This is a genomic window from Rhodanobacter sp. B2A1Ga4 (assembly GCF_018101315.1).
Taxonomy (GTDB): Bacteria; Pseudomonadota; Gammaproteobacteria; order Xanthomonadales; family Rhodanobacteraceae; genus Rhodanobacter; species Rhodanobacter thiooxydans_A.
Map to the genome: position 1 here is coordinate 483078 of NZ_JADBJR010000002.1, position 18598 is coordinate 501675.

Sequence of the window (18598 nt, forward strand, 5' to 3'; positions counted from 1 at the left end):
AAGCCCGCCTCGGCGGGCTTTTTTTTGCCCCTAGGCCAGCCCGTGGCTGCGCAGCAGCGCTTCCGGTTCCGGCTTGCGGCCGCGGAAGGCGATGAAGCTTTCCAGCGCCGGGCGACTGGCGCCGACCGCGAGGAACTCGCGGCGGAAGCGCTCACCGGTGCTGCGATCAATCACGCTGCCGTTTCTCTCGGCATGCTCCTCGAATGCACCGAATGCATCGGCGCTGAGCAATTCGGCCCACAGGTAGCTGTAGTAACCGGCCGCGTAGCCGCCGGCGAAGATGTGGCTGAACGCATGCGGGAAGCGTTGCCAGGCCGGTGGGTGCATCACGGCGACCTGCTTGCGCACCTCCTCCAGCACCGCCAGCGCCCGCGCGCCCTGCGCCGGGTCGTACTCCAGGTGCAGCAGGAAATCGAACAGCGCGAACTCCAGCTGGCGCACCAGGAACAGGCCGGCGTGGAAATGCCGCGCGGCCAGCATGCGTTCGAACAGCTCGTCGGGCAACCGCTCGCCGGTCTGCCAGTGGCGCGCGAACAGGTCCAGCGCCTCGCGGTTCCAGCCGAAGTTCTCCATGAACTGGCTGGGCAGCTCCACCGCGTCCCACTCCACGCCGTCGATGCCGCCAATCGAGGGCAACGCGATCGAAGTGAGCAGGTGGTGCAGGCCGTGGCCGAATTCGTGGAACAGGGTCAGCACGTCGTCGTGGGTGAGCAGGGCCGGCTTGCCCCCGGTGGGCGGCGCGAAGTTGCAGGTGAGGAAGGCCACCGGCAGCTGCAGGTTTTCGCCGTCGTCGAAGCGCGCGCGGCAGACGTCCATCCACGCGCCGCCGCGCTTGCCGTTGCGTGCGTACAGGTCGACGTAGGCGCCGGCGAACACGCGGCCGTCGGCATCACGCACGTCGTAGTAGCGCACCTCCGGATGCCACACGTCGACGCCGTCGCGCGGGGCGAGGGTGATGCCGTAGAGTTTTTCGGTGAGGCCGAACAGGCCGCCGATCACCGCCGGCAGCGGGAAGTATGGCTTCAGCTGTTCCTCGTCCAGCGCGTAGTCGCGCTGGCGCAGTTTCTCCGCGGCGTAGCCGACGTCCCACGATTCGAGGTTGTCGAGTTTCAGCTCGGCGCTGGCGAACTCGCGCAGCCGGGCCAGTTCGCGCTGTGCCACCGGCTTCGCCCGCACCGCCAGGTCGTGCAGGAACTCCAGCACTTCGGTCGGCGAGGCGGCCATCTTGGTCGCCAGCGATTCCTCCGCCGCGTTGGCGAAGCCAAGCAGCTGCGCCGCCTCGTGGCGCAGCGCCATGATCCGCTCGATGCGCGCGCCGTTGTCGAACTTGCCCGCATTCGGGCCCTGGTCGGACGCGCGCGTCTGGTAAGCCCAGTACACCCGCTCGCGCAGGCCGCGGTTGTCGGCGTAGGTCAGCACGGCCTGCACGCTGGGTTGCTTCAGGGTGACCAGATAGCCGTCCAGTTGCTGGTCTTCGGCGTACTGGCGCAGTACGGCGCGGCCGGACTCGGGCACCCCGGCGAGATCGCGTTCGTCGGTGACGTGCTCGTGCCATGCCTCGCTGGCGTCCAGCACGGCGTTGGAGAATTCGGTGGAGAGTTTGGACAGCTCCACCCCGATCTCGCGGAAGCGCGAGCGTGCCGGCTCCTCCAGCGCCACCCCGGACAATTTGAAGTCGCGCAGCGCGTGTTCGACCAGCGTGCGCTCCGGTCGCGGCAGCGCGGCGAAATCCGCCGCCTCGGCCAGCGCCCGCACCGCGGCGTACAGGTCGCGGTTCTGGCCCAGCTCGATCGCGTGCTCGGTGAGCTTCTCCTCGGCCGGCCCGTACACCTTGCGCAAGGCCTCGCTGTCGGCCACCGAGTGCAGGTGCGACACCGGCGCCCAGGCCCGCGCCAGGCGCTGCTCCAGCCGTTCCTGGGTCAGCATCACGTGGTCGAAGTCGCGCGCTGCGCCGGGGGCGACCAGTGCGTCGATGCCGGCACGGTAGTCGGCCAGGATCGTGTCGATCGCCGGTTCGACGTGTTCGGGGCGGATCTGCGTGAACGCCGGCAGCGCGTCGTCGGCCAGCAGCGGGTTGTGGTCACTCATGGACGCTCCTTTGCGAAGCTGCCAGCGTGGCGACCGCGCCGGGCGAAATCAAGCGTGGCGATGTGACGGCGCCGCGCCACTAGAATGCCCGGATGAATTCCCTGCGCAGCTTCAAGGGCATCGCGCCCAGCCTCGGCCAGCGTGTCTACGTCGACCCCGCCGCCAGCGTGATCGGCGACGTGGTGCTGGGCGACGACGTCTCGATCTGGCCCGGCGCGGTGCTGCGCGGCGACGTCAACCACATTCGTGTCGGCGCGAAGACCAGCATCCAGGACGGTGCCATCGTGCACGTCGCCCACGCCGGCCCGTACGGACCCGGTTACCCGTGCCTGATCGGCGAGGGCGTCACCGTCGGTCACGCCGCGGTGGTACATGCCTGCACCATCGGCGACTACTGCCTGATCGGCATGCACGCCAGCGTGCTGGATGGCGCGGTGGTGATGAAGCATGGCTTCGTCGGCGCCGGCGCGCTGGTGCCGCCGGGCAAGGTGGTCGGCGAGGGCGAGCTGTGGCTGGGCAACCCGGCGAGATGCGTGCGCCGGCTCGGCGAGCGCGAGATTGAGCAGCTGCACTACTCGGCCGACCACTACGTGCGGCTGAAAGACGTTTACCTCGCCAGCTGAACCCGCCTACTGCGGCGTGGTGACGCTCGCCTGCCGCGCGTTGATTGCCGCTGCCTCCGCCGCGTGGCGCCGGCCGAGCAGGATGCGCTGCGCATCGAGGTAGCCGGCGAGCAGCGCCAGCTGGTAGTTGCTGGCGTTGGTCTCGTAGTGCGACGGGTCGTACTGGTAGTTGCCGGCGTCGTACGCGCGCAGCAGCTGCAGCTCGCGCTGCGCATCGTCGAGATTGCCCGCGGCCACGGTCTGCTCGACCAGCGTGCAGGCCGGCTTGAATGCCTCGCGCAGGCCGTCCAGCGCCGCCTGGTTTTGCGGGTCGAGCTGCAGCACGCTGAAGTAGAACTCGAACGCGTTGTTGCCTTCCGGCGAGACCAGGCGGCCGTCGCGCACCGCGTCGCGGGCCAGCCCGAGCATGATCGTGCTGCCGCTCTGCGCCTCGTCGTCCGCCACGGCGGCCTTTTTCGCCGGCGCCGCGTCCGCGCTGGCCCGGCTGTGCCAGGCAAGACCGCCGGCCACCAGCAACAGGCACAGGCAGACCGCGGCGATCACATAGCGATGCGCGATGAGGAAGGCTGGACGAGGCATGACGGGGTGCGCCGGGGAACGCCGCGCGCGGGAGCCTGCGTCGTCGACGCGCTCCCGGCGGCAGGCAGCACCTTAGTGTCGCCATGTTGCAGTCTCGTGGCGAAGTGGCTTCAGCGTGTGACAGTGGCCGCTTCCAGCCGCGCCAGCCAGGCCAGCGCATGGGCGCGGTCGGCGCCGCACATCACCGGCTCGGGGCGCAGGCTGGCGCACACGGCGGGCCGCTCGGGACGGCCGAAGATCGCGCAGCGGTGGTCGTCGGTGAGCTGCACGCAGCGCACGCCGGCGGGTTTGCCCCCGGGCATGCCGGGGATCGGCGAACTGATCGACGGCGCGATGCAGCAGGCGCCGCAACCGACGCGGCAGGCCGGTGCGTTCACGCGCCTTGCTGGCGCAGCGACTGGTACACCGGCTCGGTGTCCGGGCGCTGGCCATGCCACAGCTCGAACGCGGCGGCGGCGGTTTCCAGCAGCATGCCGAGACCATCGACCGCGTAGCGCGCGCCGGCCGTGCGCGCCCAGTCAAGGAAGTCGATGGCAGCCCTGCCGTACGAAAGGTCGTAGCAAAGTGCGCGCGCCCCGACCAGCGAGAACGGCAACTGCAGCGCCGCGCCCAGCACGCCAGCCGAGGTGGCGTTGACGATCAGGTCGTAGCTGCCGATGTCGGCCAGGTCTTCCCAGTAGCGCGTATGCGCCCGCGCCGGATCGCCGATCGCGTCGGCGAGCGCGTCGGCCGCCGCAGGCGAACGGTTGACGATGGTCAGCGTTTCCACGCCGGCGTCCAGCAGGTTCCACGCCACGCCGTGCGCGGCGCCGCCGGCGCCCAGCAGCAGGGCGGTGTGGCCGCGCAGGTCCAGGTCATGGCGTTCGGTGAGGTCGCGCACCAGACCATCGCCATCGGTGTTGTGCGCGGCCAGCCCGCCGTCGGCTAGTGGAGTCAGCACGTTGGCGCTGCCGGCGCGGGTGGCCGTCACGCTGCGCTGCGCGGCCAGCGCGAACGCCGCGGCCTTGTGCGGCAGGGTGACGTTGGCGCCGCGGCCGCCGTCGGCGAAGAAGCGGTGCACCACCGCGGCGAAATCGGCCGGCGCCACGTCGATCGCGCGGTATTCCAGCTCGATGCCGAACTGCCGCGCGAATGCCTGGTGGATGGTCGGCGACAGCGAGTGGCTGATCGGATGGCCGAACACGGCGAACTGGGCGGCTGGCATGAAGATTTCCCGGTGGTGGCTGGCGGCCATTCTACGTGGGGGTCCGCCGCAAGGGGGTCGCAGCCGGTGAGATGGGCACGCGCCAGCCTGTGCTTGCCCATCCCGACGAGACGACCGCCATGCGCACGCCAGCCTTGCCACCCGCCCACCATCCACGCCTGCTCGGCGCGGCCACGCTGTGGCTGCTGGGCGGCGGCGCATTGCTGCTGAGCACACTCGTGCCGGCGCACACCGACTTGCTCGGCTGGACGCCGACGTTCTGGCTGCTCGGCGCGCCGCTGGTCGTGCTGCTGGCGCTGGAGCCTTCGCTGCCGCGGCAACTGCTGGCGCTGTGCCGGCCGCGGCGGCGCATGGTCCGACACGCGGCCTGGCATTAGCAGCGCCCCGCCCGGACCTTCCTCCGCGTTGCAGGGGAGGGCGCGCATCAGCGTCAGTCGGCGGTGTCGCCCTGGCGCTTGCGCTCCATCCGGCGCAGGAACTCCCGCATGACGCGCAGGTACAACTCTTCGCCGAGGTAGGCGTCCTCGACGCCGGCGTCGATCGATGGGTTGTCGTTCACCTCGATCACCACCGGCTTGTTGCCGACCTGCTTCAGGTCGACACCATAGAGGCCGTCGCCGATCGGCTGGGTCGCCTTCAGCGCCAGCTTGACCACCGCCGCCGGCGCCTCCTTCAGCGCGATGGTCTCGAAGCCGCCGGATTTTGCCGTGCCCTTGGCGCCGTGGTTGTAGATCTGCCAGTGGCCGCGCGACATGTAGTACTTGCAGGCGTAGATCGGCTGGCGGTTGAGCACGCCGATGCGCCAGTCGAACTCGGTGTAGACGTATTCCTGCGCCAGCAGCAGCGCGCTGTGCTGGAACAGGCCGCTGGCCGCGTGCGCCAGCGCCTCCTCGTCCTCGACCTTGACCACGCCGCGCGAGAACGAGCCGTCCGGGATCTTCAGCACCAGCGGGAAGCCGAGCCGGGCCACCACTTCCTTCATGCCCTTGCTGTCGTCGCGGTAGAGGATCTCGGTACGCGGCACCGCCAGCTTGCGCGAGACCATCAGGTCGTTGAGGTAGATCTTGTTGGTGCAGCGCAGGATCGAGCTGGGGTCGTCGATCACCACCATGCCTTCCTTCTCGGCGCGGTGGGCGAAGCGGTAGGTGTGGTTGTCGCTCGCGGTGGTCTCGCGGATGAACAGGCCGTCGTATTCGGCCAGGCGCTGGTAGTCGTTCTTGCCGATCGGGTCGACCTCGATGCCGAGCTCCCTGCCGGCGGCCACGAATGCCTTCAGCGCCTTCTTGTTCGACGGCGGCATCTGTTCCTTCGGGTCGACCAGCATGGCCAGGTCGTAGCGGTACTGACGCCGCGCACGCGGCTTGCGCCACAACTTGCGCGAGAAGCGGTCGAGCTCCTCGGCGAACGCGTCCTCCTGGGTGTCGACCAGGGTGTGCAGGCCGACCGGCTTGATCGAACTGACCTGCCACACGCGGTCACGCTCGAACTCGATGCGCAGCAGCGGGCAGGGGAACATTTCGAACACCTGCCGGGCCAGGTCCTGCAGCGCCGGGTAGGCGGTCTCGCCGAAGTAGACCAGGGTGCCGAAGTCGGTGGTGTCGCGGCCGCCGGCCGGCAGGAAGTGGGTGAGCTTCTGGTTGAGGTCGTCGATGTCCAGGCCGTACAGCGAGCGCCGGCGCAGGTCGTTCACCGTGCGCACCGACGGCATCACCTTGTGCCCGCGCGCCTCGGCCAGCAGCGACACGTAGTAACCGGTGCCCAGGTACTTGTAGCTGCGGCACAGGTTGATCACGTGGGTGCGTTCGTCGTCGCCGCCGACCGGCGTGCGCAGGTAGTCCATCGCGCTCATCACGTCGACCGACGGGTAGTACGAGCTCCAGTCGGAAGCTTTTTCGACAACGACGACCAGACGGGTCATGGCACCACTCGGGGGATACGGCGATGGCGGGCCGCCCTTGCGCGGGACGGGGCGGGATGTGCAAAACGCGGAGTTTGGCACAGCGTCGGCATGGCACAAGGGAAAGCGCTGAAGCGCGAGTGAACGAGTCCGGCGCATGCCGGCCAGCAGAAATCACCCGCACGCGCCGGGCCGGCTGCTAGAGTCCGCGCGTGCCGATCACCCTGCCCCTGCCGCCACATGACCACGCCCGCCGCGTCGTAGCGGAATCCACCGGGATGCCGCCGGCTTCCGCCAGCCTGCGCGTGCGCCGCGCCGCCGCGTCCGACCTGGACGAGCTGGTCGCGCTGGAGCTACGCAGCTTCAGCAGCGACCTGCTGAGTCGCGCGCAATACCGCCGCCACCTGGACAGCGATTCCGCGCTGGTGCTGGTGGCCAGCGCCAACCATCATCTTTTCCTCGGCAGCGCCGTGCTGTTCTTCCGCAAGCGCAGCACGGTGGCCCGCCTGTACTCGCTGGCCACCGCGCCGGAGACCCGCGGCCAGGGCGTCGGTGCCGCGCTGCTGGCCGCAGTGGCCGACGCCGCGCGACGCCGCGGCGCGCGCATCCTGAAACTGGAAGTGCGCACCGACAACGCCGCCGCGATCCGCTTGTACGAACGCCACGGCTTCCGCCGCAGCGGCCTCTACGCGCACTACTACGAAGACGGCGCCGACGCCTGGCGCTACGAGCAGACGCTCGGCTGACCCATGCGAGGGTGCGCGGCCTGATGTACATCAGGTCGCGCAAGGTCCGTCGCCGGCACAATGGCGCGGGTGCCGGCGTCGTGTCTGGCCGGAACCCCGATGGCCGCCACCGCGCAAGCACAACCGAACATTGCCCTGGTCAAATACTGGGGCAAACGCGACACGCGATTGAACCTGCCGGTCACCGGCTCCCTGTCGGTCACCCTGGACGCGTTGTGGACGCGCACCCGGGTCGAGCTCGATGCGTCGCTGCGGCATGACGAGCTGCGCCTGAACGGGGCGGAAGACCCGGCGACGCTGGCCCGGGCCAGTGCCTGCCTGGATCTGCTGCGGCAGCGCGCCGGCACCGCGCAGCGCGCGCGGATCGACACGCACAACAATTTCCCCACCGCGGCGGGACTGGCTTCCTCGGCATCCGGCTTCGCCGCGCTGGTGGTGGCGGCCGATGCAGCGCTCGGCCTCGCACTGGATCGCCAGACCCTGTCCATGCTGGCCCGGCAGGGCTCGGGCTCGGCGGCACGCTCGCTGTTCGGCGGCTTCGTCAGCATGGCCGCCGGCCAGCGCGACGACGGTGCGGACGCGGTCGCGCAACCCCTGCTCGACGCCGCCGCCTGGCCGCTGGCGGTGGTCGTCGCGGTGACCACGGATCGCCGCAAGCAGGTCGGCTCGGGCGCCGGCATGGAGCGCAGCCGCCGCACGTCGCCGTTCTACCCGGCGTGGGTGGACGGCGCGGCGGCGGACCTGGCGGCCGCGCAACACGCGGTGCGGGCGCGCGACTTCGCCGCGCTGGCCGAGCTGAGCGAACACAATTGCCTGAAGATGCATGCGGTGATGCAGTCCAGCCGGCCGCCACTGTTGTACTGGGACGGCGCCACCGTCGACTGCATGCAGCGCATTCGCGCCTTGCGCGAGGACGCGGGCGAGCCGGTCTTCTTCACCGTCGACGCCGGCGCCCAGGTGAAAGCCGTCTGCACGCCGGACGCGGCGCCCCGGGTCGCCGCCGCGCTGGCCGAGCTGCCCGGCGTCGAGCAGGTACTGAGCAGCCGCCTGGGCGAAGGCGCGCGGCGGCTCGACGACAGCGAGGCGCCCTGATGCGCGTGCTGGCCACGGCGCCGGGCAAGCTGGTGATCGCCGGCGAGTACGCGGTGCTGGAGGGTGCCCCCGCGCTGGTGCTGGCGATCGATCGCCAGGCGCGCGTGACGCTGGAAGACACCGGCGGCAGCGATTACGAGATCACGGCGCCAGGACTCGGCATCGATGCCGCGCGCGGCCGGCTGGATGCGACCGGGCGGATCGCCTGGCCGGCGCTGGATGCGGCGGCAAGCGCACCGCTGCGGCTGGTCGGCGCCATCCTGGAAACGCTCGGCGCGGAGGATCGGCCGCCGCCGTTCCGCGCCAGCCTGGACACCCGCGCGTTCCACGCCGGCGGCGATGGCCGGCGGAAGCTCGGCCTGGGTTCCAGCGCGGCACTGACCGTGGCGCTGGCCAGTGCGATCCGTGCGCTGGGCCGACGCAGCGCGCCGTCCCTCGACATGCTGCTCGCGGCGCACCGCCGGGCGCAGGGTGGCCACGGCAGCGGGCTGGACGTCGCCGCCAGCCTGACCGGCGGCCTGCTGCTCTATCGGCTGCACGACGGACAGCCACGGATCGCGCCGGCGACCTGGCCGCACGGGCTGGAGTGGTGCTGCGTATGGTCCGGCCGACCGGCCTCGACCGGCCACTTCCTGCAGCGGCTGGCCGCGTGGCGCGCGCGGGCGCCGGCACGACACGCCGCGGCGATGCGCGAGCTCGGCGACTGCGCCACGGCGGCCGCCAACGCGGCCAGCGCCGCCGCGCTGCTCGAGGCGTTGGCCGCTTGCGCGCAGGCGCTGGATCGCCTGGGCGCAGCCAGCGGCCTGGACATTTTCAGCCCCGAGCACCGCGCGCTGGCGGCGCTGGCGGCGTGCCTGGGGGTTGCCTACAAGACCTGCGGCGCCGGCGGCGGCGACATCGGCATCGCGCTGGCCACCGACGCCGCGCGCCTGCAAGCCTTCCGGCGGGCCGCCAACGCCGCCGGCTTTCCCGTGCTCGACCTGCACCCGGCCGCCGCCGCGAGCGTGCAGGTGCACTGATTCGACCGACCCATCCAGGAAAACCTACGTGGACTCGTTACCCGCAACCGGGCAGGCCGACTCGCCTGCCGCCACCCAGGCCGACGACACGCCGCGCGATCACGCGGCACACGCGCCCGAGCATCCCGCCCGCCTGCCCGGCTTCCATCGGCTGGCGCTGACCGAGCGGCTGCAGCTCCTGCGCAGTCGCGGGCTGCTGACCCAGGCTGACCATCGCGCGCTGACCAGCGGCGCGCAGCGGCTGGAACCGGCGCAGGCCGACAAGATGATCGAGAACGTCATCGGCGTGATGGGGCTGCCGGTGGGGCTGGGCCTGAACTTCCTGATCAACGGCAAGGACTACGTGGTGCCGCTGGTGGTCGAGGAGCCGTCGATCGTGGCCGCGCTGAGCGCCGCCGCCAAGCTGGTGCGCGGCTGCGGCGGTTTCACCACCGCGAGCGACCGGCCCCTGCTGATCGGCCAGGTCCAGCTGACCGGCCTGGCCCACTCGGGCAGGGCGCGCACGGCCTTGCTGCAGCGGCGCGAGGAGATCATCAACCTGGCCAACAGCCTGCATCCGAACATGGTCGCGCGCGGCGGCGGTGTGGTGGATGTCGAGGTGCTGATCCACGCCGCGCCGGACGGTGGCCCGGACATGGTGGTGCTGCACCTGCTGGTCGACACCTGCGACGCGATGGGCGCCAACCTGGTCAACACCATGTGCGAGGGCGTGGCCCCGCTGGCGGAGACGATCACCGGCGGCAAGGCCTGCCTGCGCATCCTGTCCAACCTGACCGACCGCGCACTGGTGCGCGCCAGCGCGGTGATCCCGGCGCACGCGCTCGCCGGCAAGGGCCACGATGGCGGGCAGGTGCGCGACGGCATCATCCTGGCCAACGACCTGGCCCTGGTCGATCCGTACCGTGCCGCGACCCACAACAAGGGCGTCATGAACGGCGTGGACGCGGTGGCGCTGGCCACCGGCAACGACTGGCGCGCGCTGGAGGCGGCGGTGCACGCCTACGCCGCGCGCGGCCAGGGCTACCGCGCGCTGACCCGCTGGTCGCGCAACGCGCAGGGCGACCTGGTCGGCAGCATCGAGCTGCCGCTCAAGGTCGGCACCGTGGGCGGCTCGCTGCAGGCGAACCCGATGGTGGCGATCAACCACCGCCTGCTGGGTTCGCCCGGCGCGCGCGAGCTGGCCGAGGTGATGGCCGCCGTCGGCCTGGCGCAGAACTTCTCCGCCCTGCGGGCGCTGGTCACCGACGGCATCCAGCAAGGCCACATGACCCTGCACGCGCGCAGCGTGGCGATGGCCGCCGGCGCCACGCCGCCGATGTTCGAGCAGGTGGTGGAACGCCTGCTGGCCGATGGCGAGATCAAGCTGTGGAAGGCGCAGCTGATCGTGGCCGAGCTGGGCGGGCAGGCGGCGGGACAAGCGGCAGGCGGCCAGCCGCGGGCCGGCACGCAGGAATGGGCGGCCGGCCACGGCAAGGTGATCCTGCTCGGCGAACACGCCGTGGTGTACGGCCGCCATGCGATCGCCGCGCCATTGCCGCTGGCGATCCGCGCGCGCGTGGAGGACGCGCGCGACGGCACCACGCTGCTGATCCCGCGCTGGGGCATCGAGCAGCGCCTGCAGCAGCAGCCGGCGCGCCCGGGTTCCTTCCTGCAGTCGCTGACGCTGCTGCTGGAACGGCTCGGCCTGGACCGGCGCGCGCTGCGCATCCAGGTGGCGCCGGAGATGCCCCGGGCGATGGGCCTGGGCGGCTCGGCGGCGCTGGCGGCGGCGGTGATCCGCGCACTGGATCGGCACTGCGCGCTGGGCCTCGACGAGGCCAGCGTCTGCGCGCTGGCTTTCGAGTGCGAGAAGATCGCCCACGGCACGCCCTCGGGCATCGACAACACGGTTGCCACCCACGGACAGGCGCTGCTGTACCGGCGCGGCGAGCCGGCGACGATCCGCCCGCTCGCGCTGAAGCAGCCGCTGCCGCTGGTGATCGGGCTGAGCGGCAGCGAAAGCCTGACCGCCAGGATGGTGGCGCGCGTGCGCCAGGCGTGGCTGCAGCATCCGGCGCACTACGAACGCATCTTCGACGAGATCGACGTGCTGACCCGGCACGCGCTCGACGCGCTGGAAGCCCACGACCTGGGCGAGCTCGGCGAACTGATGAACATCTGCCAGGGCCAGTTGAACGCGCTGCAGGTATCCAGCCGCGAGATCGAGGAGCTGGTCCAGCTGGCGCGCGAGCACGGCGCCGCGGGCGCCAAGCTGACCGGTGGCGGTGGCGGCGGCGCGGTGATCGCGCTGTGTCCCGATGGCGGCGCGCGCGTGGCCCGGGCGATGCGCGATGCCGGCTACCAGGCGCTGGAGGTGTCCTTTGGCTGACGCGTCGCCACGCCACCCCACGGTCTCCTCCGAAGCCGAGCAGCTGATCCTGGTCGACGCCGACGATCGCGCGGTCGGCCACGCCAGCAAGGCGGCCGCTCACGACGGTTGCGGCCAGCGCCATCGCGCCTTCTCGCTGTTCATCTTCAATGGGTACGGCGAGCTGCTGTTGCAGCAGCGCAGCCGCAGCAAGCGGCTGTGGCCCGGTTACTGGGCCAACAGCTGCTGCAGCCATCCGCACCAGGGGGAAAGCATGGAGCAGGCCACCGAACGGCGCCTGCAGCAGGAGCTGGGCATGCGCTGCCCGCTGCGCTACCTGTTCAAGTTCGAATACCAGGCCGATTACCGTGGGCTCGGCGCCGAACACGAATTGTGCTGGGTCTACGCCGGCACCTGCACGCAGCCGGTACGCGCCAATGCCACCGAGGTCGAGGCCTGGCGCTTCGTCGCGCCGGCCGCACTCGATCGCGAGATCGCCCGCTACCCGGAGCACTTCACGCCATGGCTGAAGCTCGAATGGGCGCAGCTGCGCCGCGACCCGGCACTGTCGGCCTGCCTCAGCCCCCCAGCGGGTGGCTGATTTTCTCCGCGGTCGCGGCATCCGGTCGCGCCACCAGCGCGCCGGTGCGCATCAGGCTCACCGCGTAATGCCCGCCATCGACCAGCGGCAGGAACGCGCCGCTGCCGTAGACGGTGTCGATTTCCGGCACCCAGCGCGGGTACTGTTTTTTCAGGCTGAGCAGGTCGAACGCGCCGGCTTCGTCGAAGCCGATCACCGTGCGTGGCGCCGTGGCCTCCTGCGCCGGATCATCGTAGCGGCCGGACAGCCGGTCGAGCCGGTACAGCGGCGGTACGCCAGCCAGCAGGGCCGGCAGCTTCCACTTCAGCACGATCGCCTCGACGCGCCAGGCGTCACCGGCCAGCGGCAGCTGGCGCGTGCTGCCGTCAGGCCAGCTGAGGGTGAGCGCCCAGCGCTGCGGCGACAGGATGCGCGCATCGATCTCGACCACCGGCGCCTCCTCGCCGAGCAGTCGGTAGCCGCGCAGGGCGAGCCCGGCACCGGCCAGCAGCAGGGTCAGCGCGAAGCAGGCCACGCATAGCAGCGCACGCCAGCTGGCGGCCAGATGCCGGCCGGCGTGCAGGCGCTGGCGCAGGGCCACCAGCTGCACCAGGGTGACCAAGGCAAACACCACCGCCAGCACCAGCACCACGGTCATCGGCATGCGCAGCAGCGCGCTCCAATCCATCGTCATCACCTCGTTGCCGCGTCGTGCACTTCGTATGCGCATCATAACGGGCGACGCCGCGGCCAAGCCGTCGCGCCTCGCTATACTGCCCCCGTCTTCAGGAATCCCGACCATGCGCCGATCCTTCTTGCTGCTGCCGTTCTGCCTCGCCATCGCCACGCTTGCCGGCTGCGGCAACAAGGGGCCGCTGGTGCTGCCGTTGAGTCAACCCGCCGCGGCATCGACCACGGTGAAACCGGCGGCGCCCGCGGTACCGGCCAGCGTCGGCGACCCGGCGGCCGGCCAGCACTGAGCGGCGGCCGTCCATGCAACTGCGCTTCTCGAAGATGCACGGCATCGGCAACGACTTCGTCGTGCTGGATTGCCGGGAACACCGGTTTCCGCTGGACGCGGCGCAGATCCGCGCGCTGGCCGACCGCCACACCGGCGTGGGCTTCGACCAGCTGCTGAGCATCGAGCCGGCACGCAGCCCGGCCGGCGCGTTCTACTACGGCATCTGGAACGCCGACGGTTCGCCGTCCGGCCAGTGCGGCAACGGCGTGCGCTGCGTGGCGGCGTGGCTGCACCATGCCGGTGCGCTGGCGATCGGCCAGGACGTGATGATCGAGAGCCCGTCCGGCCCGGTGACGGTGCGCCTGCTCGGCGCCAATGAGGTCACCGTGGACATGGGCGAGCCGGTGTTCGAGCCGGCGCGGATTCCGTTCGCGGCCGACGCCGCGGCCGATCACTACGCGATCGACGTGGCCGGCGAGACGCTGGACATCGGCGCGGTGTCGATGGGCAACCCGCATGCGGTGCTGGCGGTGGACGATCTCGCCGACCCCGCGCTGCAGCGGCTCGGACCGCTGCTGACAAACCACCCGCGCTTCGCGCAGGGCGCCAACGCCGGCTTCGTGCAGCGGCAGGACCGCGGCCACCTGCGCCTGCGCGTGCACGAACGCGGCGCCGGCTGGACCCTGGCCTGCGGTACCGGCGCCTGCGCCGCGATGGCGGTGCTGCACCGGCGCGGCGAGGTCGACGACGCGGTGGCGGTCGAGTTGCCCGGCGGCACGCTGCACATCGACTGGGCCGGCCCCGGCCACACGTTGTGGATGACCGGCCCGGCCGCGTTCGCCTTCGAGGGCGAATGGCCGGTTCCAATCGCCGCCGCCTGACGCGGCGGTTGAAGCGCGCCCGCGTCCATCGCACACTCCAGCCGGACGGCTCGCCTTCTTCGCGCGCCCCGCAACGGTTCGAGGATTTTCGCGCATGACTGCCACCCTGCTCGACGACGCCACCCAGGCCCGCGTGGTTGCCGCCTACCTGAAACGCCATCCGGAATTCCTCAGCGAATATCCCGAGCTGGCCGCCAGGCTGACCATGCCGCCGCGTGAGCAGGGCGGCGCGGTATCGTCGCTGGCGGTGTACCAGTTGCAGAGCCTGCGCGACAAGAACGCGGAACTCGAACGCCAGCTGGCCGAGCTGATCGCGATCGCCGCCGAGAACGAGAAGCTGATGGAGCGCGTGCACGCGCTCACCGTGGCGCTGCTGCGTGCGAACACGATGGAGGTCACCGCGCGCACGGTGGTCGCCAAGCTCAGCGCGGATTTCCACACCGAGCAGGTGCGCCTGCTGCTGTTCGGCGACGAGCCGCAGCTGCCGCGCGCGGACTGGCTGCAGCAGATTCCCGGTGGCGCTGCTGCGCTGCCGGAATTTCGCGAGTTCCTGCAAAAGAACGAGCCGGTCTCCGGCCGCCTGTCCACCGAGAAACTCGAACGCCTGTTCGGCGTCGACGCCGGGCAGATTCGTTCGGTTGCGATGATGCGGCTGGGCGACAGCGGCATCCTGGCGATCGGCAGCACCAACCCGGACCGTTTCCAGCCCGGCATGGGCACGCTGTTCCTGAAGATGATCGCGGCCACCATCACCGCCGCACTGGCCCGCTCGCGGGATGTTTCCTGAGCCGGCGATGACCCCCGCACAACAGGTCGAGCAATGGCTGGCCCGCCTCGCGGGTGAGCGTCATGCCTCGCCGCACACGCTGGCCGGCTACCGCCGCGACCTGGCCAAGCTGCTGCGCTTCATGCACGAGCAGCAGCTGGACGCGTTCGATGCGCTGGACGCGAACCGGATGCGCGCGTTCATCGCCGGCGAGCACCGCGCCGGCCTGGCGCCGAAGAGCCTGCAGCGCCTGTTGTCGTCCTGCCGCAGCCTGTTCCGCCAGCTCGCCCGCGAAGGCCAGCTGGCCAGTGATCCGCTGCTCGGCGTACGCGGCCCGAAGGTGCGCCGCAAGCTGCCGCAGGTGCTCGACGTGGACGAGGCCACCGCGCTGGTCGAGACCGACAGCGGTGGCCAGCTCGCCGTGCGCGACCGCGCGATGCTGGAGCTGTTCTATTCCAGCGGGCTGCGCCTGTCCGAGCTGGTCGGCCTGCGCTGGCTCGGCCTCAACCTCGACGAAGGCGAGGTGCGCGTGCTCGGCAAAGGCAGCAAGACGCGCATCGTGCCGGTCGGCCGCCACGCCGTCGCCGCGCTGCGCGCGCTCGGCGCCGCCGAGGGCATGCCGGCGGACGGCCCGGTGTTCCGCGGCCGCGGCGGCGCGCCGATCAACCCGCGCACGGTGCAGCTGCGCATGAACAAGCTGGCATTGCAGCAGGGCATCCCGAAGCACATCCACCCGCACCTGCTGCGGCATACCTTCGCCAGCCACATGCTGGAATCCTCCGGAGACCTGCGCGCGGTGCAGGAGCTGCTCGGCCACGCCGACATCGCCACCACCCAGATCTACACCCACCTGGATTTCCAGCACCTGGCGCGGGTCTACGACGCCGCGCACCCGCGGGCGAAACGCAAGCCGTGACGCCCGAACAACTCCCTCCCCTGCTTGCAGGGGAGGGCTGGGGAAGGGTGCTCTTGACCTGAAAGTCAAAAGCCTTGCCCCCTCCTGACCTTCCCCTGCAAGCAGGGGGAGGAACAGAAGCCCGACATTGAAGCGTTCCCACCGCGGCCCCATCTCATCCGCTCAGACATCTTCTAGCGGAGCTCCCATGGAATCCTTCCACGCCACCACCATCGTCTGCGTGCGCCGCGACGGCCGCGTCGTGATCGGCAGCGACGGCCAGGTCACGCTGGGCAACACGGTGATGAAGGGCAACGCGCGCAAGGTGCGCCGGCTGGGCAAGGCGGGCGAGGTGGTGGCCGGCTTCGCCGGCGCCACCGCCGATGCGTTCACCCTGTTCGAGCTGTTCGAGCAGAAGCTGGAGAAGCACAACAACAACCTCACCCGCGCCGCGGTGGAAATGGCCAAGGAATGGCGCACCGACCGCCGCTTCGGCAAGCTCGAGGCGATGCTGGCGGTGGCCGACAAGGAAACCTCGCTGCTGATCTCCGGCAACGGCGACGTAGTGGAGCCCGAACACGGCCTGATCGCGATCGGCTCCGGCGGTCCGTTCGCCCAGTCCGCCGCGATGGCCCTGCTCGAAAACACCGAACTGGACGCACGCACGATCGTCGAGAAGGCGCTGAAGATCGCCGGCGACATCTGCATCTACACCAACCACAACGTGTCGATCGAAGAGCTGTAGGCGCAACGCGCTGCTGCTCTCCAGGGTCGTCATTCCGGCGCAGGCCGGAATCGCTCTTGGTTGAAATGCGATTCCGGCCTGCGCCGGAATGACGGCCTTAAACCCAACCTTCCCGGTGCCCCCCATGTCCGAACTCACTCCCCGCGAAATCGTCAACGAACTCGACCGCTATATCATCGGCCAGCACGACGCCAAGCGCGCGGTGGCGGTGGCACTGCGCAGCCGCTGGCGGCGCATGCAGCTGCCGGCGGAGATGCGCAACGAGATCACCCCGAAGAACATCCTGATGATCGGCCCCACCGGCGTGGGCAAGACCGAGATCGCGCGTCGCTTGGCCACGCTGGCCAACGCGCCGTTCGTGAAGGTCGAGGCGACCAAGTTCACCGAGGTGGGCTACGTGGGCAAGGACGTGGAGTCGATCATCCGCGACCTCGCCGACGTGGCCTACAAGCTGACCCGCGAGCAGGCCGCCAAGCGCGTGCGCAGCCAGGCTGAGGACCGCGCCGAGGACCGCATCCTCGACGCGCTGCTGCCGCGCCGGCAGACGCCGACCGACTGGAGCCACGATGCCGCGCCGGCGACCGACAGCGACACCCGCCAGAAGCTGCGCAAGCAGCTGCGCGAGGGTGCGCTGGACGAGCGCGAGATCGAGCTGGACTTCACCGCAAGCGTGGGCGTGGAGATCATGTCGCCACCCGGCATGGAGGAGATGGGCGCGCAGCTGCGCCAGATGTTCCAGAACATCGGCGGCGGCAAGACCCAGAGCCGCAAACTGGCGATCAAGCTGGCGCGCCCGCTGCTGATCGACGAGGAGGCCGGCAAGCTGCTCAACGACGAAGAGGTCCGCGCGCAAGCGATGGAAGCGGCCGAGCAGAACGGCATCGTCTTCATCGACGAGATCGACAAGGTCGCCCAGCGCAGCGACCACGGCCACGCCGGAGTCAGTCGCGAGGGCGTGCAGCGCGACCTGCTGCCGCTGGTGGAAGGCTCCACCGTGTCGACCAAGTACGGCCCGATCAAGACCGACCACATGCTATTCATCGCCTCCGGTGCGTTCTCGCTGGCCAAACCGTCGGACCTGATCCCCGAGCTGCAGGGCCGCCTGCCGATCCGGGTGGAACTGTCCGCGCTCAGCGTGGACGACTTCAAGCGCATCCTGCGCGAGCCGCACAACGCACTGACCAAGCAGTACGTGGCCCTGCTCGGTACCGAGGGCGTCGGCATCGAGTTCACCGACTCGGGCGTCGACCGACTGGCCGAGGTGGCATTCCAGGTGAACGAGCGCACCGAGAACATTGGCGCGCGCCGGCTGCACACGGTGATGGAACGCCTGCTGGAGAAGATTTCCTTCGAGGCAGCGGACAAATCCGGCGAAAAATACCTGATCGACGCCGAACAGGTAGACAAAAACCTGGGAAGCCTGGTCAAGGACGAAGATCTCAGCCGCTACATCCTGTAAACAAGCCGGTCAGGCCGGTCTGCTAAAATGAGCACCGTGAACAACGTTATTGAATTGAAGAACACTGGCCAGCGCGCCCAGTTGCGCGAGGCGCAGCAGAAGCAGACGCTGGTGCGGTTGTGGCGCGAGGAGCTTGAACACGGCAGCTTCTGCGGCTACGTGGGTGGCGTGGGACGCGAATTCTTCCTGCTCTGGGTAGTCGGCGACGGCATCACCTACGACGGCATGTACGTGATGCGCCACCGCGACGTCACCGAACTGGAGGCGCCGGACAAGCACCACTCGTTCATGGAGAAGGCGCTGGCGCTGAAGCAGATCCTGCCACGGATGCCACGCGGCTTCCCGCTGGACGGCATCCGTGAGGTCATCCAGGCCGCCGGTGCCCAGGCGCCGGTGATCGGCGTGCATGTGGACAGCGAGGACGAGGACGAGGTCTGCTACATCGGCCGCCTGATCGATGTCGAGGAAGACGGCTTCAACCTGCAGGAACTGAGCCCCGACGCGGAATGGATGCGCGAGCCCTCGTTCTTCGCCTGGGACGAGGTCTCCACCGTCAGCATCGAGGACAGCTACGCGCAGTCCCTGCTCGCCGTGGCCGGCCCCGCGCCGGCCCTGCTGCCCGGCGACACCGGCATCGGCCGCGTCCCGTCTCCCTGACTGAGCTCTGCTCCCTCCCCTGCAAGGCAGGGGAGGGCCGGGGAGGGGTCGCTCTTCGC

Annotated in this window: 20 protein-coding genes; 14 read left to right on the top strand and 6 right to left on the bottom strand. The window is 70.3% G+C overall.

Annotated features, from left to right (window positions below; translation table 11 throughout):
- Positions 1-30: 30 nt before the first annotated feature.
- Positions 31-2088 carry a M3 family metallopeptidase gene (locus tag IMW82_RS10790; protein ID WP_108470228.1) on the bottom strand — a complete coding sequence of 686 codons (2058 nt, stop codon included), beginning with the start codon at positions 2086-2088 and terminating at the stop codon, positions 31-33.
- A 92-nt stretch (positions 2089-2180) separates the two neighbouring features.
- Here IMW82_RS10790 and IMW82_RS10795 point away from each other — a divergent pair, with 92 nt between their 5' ends.
- On the top strand, positions 2181-2711 hold the full coding sequence (locus IMW82_RS10795; RefSeq protein ID WP_108470227.1) for a gamma carbonic anhydrase family protein: 531 nt from the start codon (positions 2181-2183) through the stop codon (positions 2709-2711).
- Positions 2712-2717: 6 nt separating this feature from the next.
- On the opposite strand, the gene IMW82_RS10800 is transcribed toward IMW82_RS10795, so the two are convergent.
- The 3 genes from IMW82_RS10800 to aroE form a co-directional block, all read right to left on the bottom strand.
- Positions 2718-3290 carry an energy transducer TonB gene (locus tag IMW82_RS10800; protein ID WP_108470226.1) on the bottom strand — a complete coding sequence of 191 codons (573 nt, stop codon included), beginning with the start codon at positions 3288-3290 and terminating at the stop codon, positions 2718-2720.
- A gap of 110 nt (positions 3291-3400) precedes the next feature.
- Entirely contained in the window at positions 3401-3667 is a 267-nt protein-coding gene (locus tag IMW82_RS10805; protein WP_211004426.1) for a YkgJ family cysteine cluster protein, read from the bottom strand.
- Positions 3664-4494, bottom strand: coding sequence for a shikimate dehydrogenase (gene aroE, locus IMW82_RS10810; RefSeq protein ID WP_108471285.1), 831 nt, complete (start codon positions 4492-4494; stop codon positions 3664-3666). Before aroE ends, IMW82_RS10805 begins: the two co-directional genes overlap by 4 nt.
- Positions 4495-4613: 119 nt before the next feature.
- On the opposite strand from aroE, the gene IMW82_RS10815 reads away from it, so the two are divergent.
- Positions 4614-4871, top strand: coding sequence for a hypothetical protein (locus IMW82_RS10815; RefSeq protein WP_108471260.1), 258 nt, complete (start codon positions 4614-4616; stop codon positions 4869-4871).
- Positions 4872-4924: 53 nt separating this feature from the next.
- Here the strand turns inward: IMW82_RS10815 and IMW82_RS10820 are convergent, their stop codons facing one another.
- Positions 4925-6412, bottom strand: a complete 1488-nt coding sequence (locus tag IMW82_RS10820) for a RimK family protein (RefSeq protein WP_108471259.1) — start codon at positions 6410-6412, stop codon at positions 4925-4927.
- A 257-nt stretch (positions 6413-6669) separates the two neighbouring features.
- On the opposite strand from IMW82_RS10820, the gene IMW82_RS10825 reads away from it, so the two are divergent.
- The 5 genes from IMW82_RS10825 to idi all read left to right on the top strand — a co-directional run bounded on the left by IMW82_RS10825 (position 6670) and on the right by idi (position 12196).
- A complete protein-coding gene (locus tag IMW82_RS10825) occupies positions 6670-7137 on the top strand; it encodes a GNAT family N-acetyltransferase (RefSeq protein ID WP_211004427.1) in 468 nt (155 codons plus the stop codon).
- A 99-nt stretch (positions 7138-7236) separates the two neighbouring features.
- Positions 7237-8229, top strand: coding sequence for a diphosphomevalonate decarboxylase (gene mvaD / locus IMW82_RS10830; RefSeq protein ID WP_211004428.1), 993 nt, complete (start codon positions 7237-7239; stop codon positions 8227-8229).
- Positions 8229-9248 carry a hypothetical protein gene (locus IMW82_RS10835; protein WP_211004429.1) on the top strand — a complete coding sequence of 340 codons (1020 nt, stop codon included), beginning with the start codon at positions 8229-8231 and terminating at the stop codon, positions 9246-9248. The genes mvaD and IMW82_RS10835 overlap by 1 nt, the downstream gene beginning before the upstream one ends.
- 28 nt (positions 9249-9276) lie before the next feature.
- Positions 9277-11616 carry a hydroxymethylglutaryl-CoA reductase, degradative gene (locus tag IMW82_RS10840; RefSeq protein ID WP_211004430.1) on the top strand — a complete coding sequence of 780 codons (2340 nt, stop codon included), beginning with the start codon at positions 9277-9279 and terminating at the stop codon, positions 11614-11616.
- Positions 11609-12196 carry an isopentenyl-diphosphate Delta-isomerase gene (gene idi / locus IMW82_RS10845; RefSeq protein WP_211004431.1) on the top strand — a complete coding sequence of 196 codons (588 nt, stop codon included), beginning with the start codon at positions 11609-11611 and terminating at the stop codon, positions 12194-12196. Before IMW82_RS10840 ends, idi begins: the two co-directional genes overlap by 8 nt.
- Here idi and IMW82_RS10850 read toward each other — a convergent pair.
- On the bottom strand, positions 12174-12863 hold the full coding sequence (locus IMW82_RS10850; RefSeq protein WP_211004450.1) for a hypothetical protein: 690 nt from the start codon (positions 12861-12863) through the stop codon (positions 12174-12176). The two genes, idi and IMW82_RS10850, sit on opposite strands and share 23 nt — an antisense overlap.
- 112 nt (positions 12864-12975) lie before the next feature.
- Here IMW82_RS10850 and IMW82_RS10855 point away from each other — a divergent pair, with 112 nt between their 5' ends.
- The 7 genes from IMW82_RS10855 to IMW82_RS10885 all read left to right on the top strand — a co-directional run bounded on the left by IMW82_RS10855 (position 12976) and on the right by IMW82_RS10885 (position 18539).
- Positions 12976-13155 carry a lipoprotein gene (locus IMW82_RS10855; protein ID WP_211004432.1) on the top strand — a complete coding sequence of 60 codons (180 nt, stop codon included), beginning with the start codon at positions 12976-12978 and terminating at the stop codon, positions 13153-13155.
- A gap of 13 nt (positions 13156-13168) precedes the next feature.
- Complete coding sequence (dapF, locus tag IMW82_RS10860; protein WP_211004433.1) at positions 13169-14017, top strand: diaminopimelate epimerase; 849 nt, start codon at positions 13169-13171, stop codon at positions 14015-14017.
- 94 nt (positions 14018-14111) lie between these two features.
- Positions 14112-14804 (top strand): DUF484 family protein, encoded by a 693-nt coding sequence (locus IMW82_RS10865; RefSeq protein WP_211004434.1) that lies wholly within the window; start codon positions 14112-14114, stop codon positions 14802-14804.
- 7 nt (positions 14805-14811) lie between these two features.
- On the top strand, positions 14812-15699 hold the full coding sequence (gene xerC / locus IMW82_RS10870; protein ID WP_211004435.1) for a tyrosine recombinase XerC: 888 nt from the start codon (positions 14812-14814) through the stop codon (positions 15697-15699).
- A 187-nt stretch (positions 15700-15886) separates the two neighbouring features.
- Positions 15887-16423 (top strand): ATP-dependent protease subunit HslV, encoded by a 537-nt coding sequence (gene hslV / locus IMW82_RS10875; RefSeq protein WP_108471249.1) that lies wholly within the window; start codon positions 15887-15889, stop codon positions 16421-16423.
- A gap of 124 nt (positions 16424-16547) precedes the next feature.
- Positions 16548-17882, top strand: coding sequence for an ATP-dependent protease ATPase subunit HslU (gene hslU, locus IMW82_RS10880; RefSeq protein ID WP_211004436.1), 1335 nt, complete (start codon positions 16548-16550; stop codon positions 17880-17882).
- Positions 17883-17909: 27 nt separating this feature from the next.
- Entirely contained in the window at positions 17910-18539 is a 630-nt protein-coding gene (locus IMW82_RS10885; RefSeq protein WP_211004437.1) for a hypothetical protein, read from the top strand.
- Positions 18540-18598: the final 59 nt, after the last annotated feature.

Bases quoted from the DNA above. Each gene is read 5' to 3' on its own strand.
- IMW82_RS10790 (WP_108470228.1), bottom strand. From the start codon at position 2,088: ATGAGTGACCACAACCCGCTGCTGGCCGACGACGCGCTGCCGGCGTTC.
- IMW82_RS10795 (WP_108470227.1), top strand. From the start codon at position 2,181: ATGAATTCCCTGCGCAGCTTCAAGGGCATCGCGCCCAGCCTCGGCCAG.
- IMW82_RS10800 (WP_108470226.1), bottom strand. From the start codon at position 3,290: ATGCCTCGTCCAGCCTTCCTCATCGCGCATCGCTATGTGATCGCCGCG.
- aroE (WP_108471285.1), bottom strand. From the start codon at position 4,494: ATGCCAGCCGCCCAGTTCGCCGTGTTCGGCCATCCGATCAGCCACTCG.
- IMW82_RS10815 (WP_108471260.1), top strand. From the start codon at position 4,614: ATGCGCACGCCAGCCTTGCCACCCGCCCACCATCCACGCCTGCTCGGC.
- IMW82_RS10820 (WP_108471259.1), bottom strand. From the start codon at position 6,412: ATGACCCGTCTGGTCGTCGTTGTCGAAAAAGCTTCCGACTGGAGCTCG.
- IMW82_RS10825 (WP_211004427.1), top strand. From the start codon at position 6,670: ATGCCGCCGGCTTCCGCCAGCCTGCGCGTGCGCCGCGCCGCCGCGTCC.
- mvaD (WP_211004428.1), top strand. From the start codon at position 7,237: ATGGCCGCCACCGCGCAAGCACAACCGAACATTGCCCTGGTCAAATAC.
- IMW82_RS10835 (WP_211004429.1), top strand. From the start codon at position 8,229: ATGCGCGTGCTGGCCACGGCGCCGGGCAAGCTGGTGATCGCCGGCGAG.
- IMW82_RS10850 (WP_211004450.1), bottom strand. From the start codon at position 12,863: ATGGATTGGAGCGCGCTGCTGCGCATGCCGATGACCGTGGTGCTGGTG.
- IMW82_RS10855 (WP_211004432.1), top strand. From the start codon at position 12,976: ATGCGCCGATCCTTCTTGCTGCTGCCGTTCTGCCTCGCCATCGCCACG.
- dapF (WP_211004433.1), top strand. From the start codon at position 13,169: ATGCAACTGCGCTTCTCGAAGATGCACGGCATCGGCAACGACTTCGTC.
- IMW82_RS10865 (WP_211004434.1), top strand. From the start codon at position 14,112: ATGACTGCCACCCTGCTCGACGACGCCACCCAGGCCCGCGTGGTTGCC.
- xerC (WP_211004435.1), top strand. From the start codon at position 14,812: ATGACCCCCGCACAACAGGTCGAGCAATGGCTGGCCCGCCTCGCGGGT.
- hslV (WP_108471249.1), top strand. From the start codon at position 15,887: ATGGAATCCTTCCACGCCACCACCATCGTCTGCGTGCGCCGCGACGGC.
- hslU (WP_211004436.1), top strand. From the start codon at position 16,548: ATGTCCGAACTCACTCCCCGCGAAATCGTCAACGAACTCGACCGCTAT.
- IMW82_RS10885 (WP_211004437.1), top strand. From the start codon at position 17,910: ATGAGCACCGTGAACAACGTTATTGAATTGAAGAACACTGGCCAGCGC.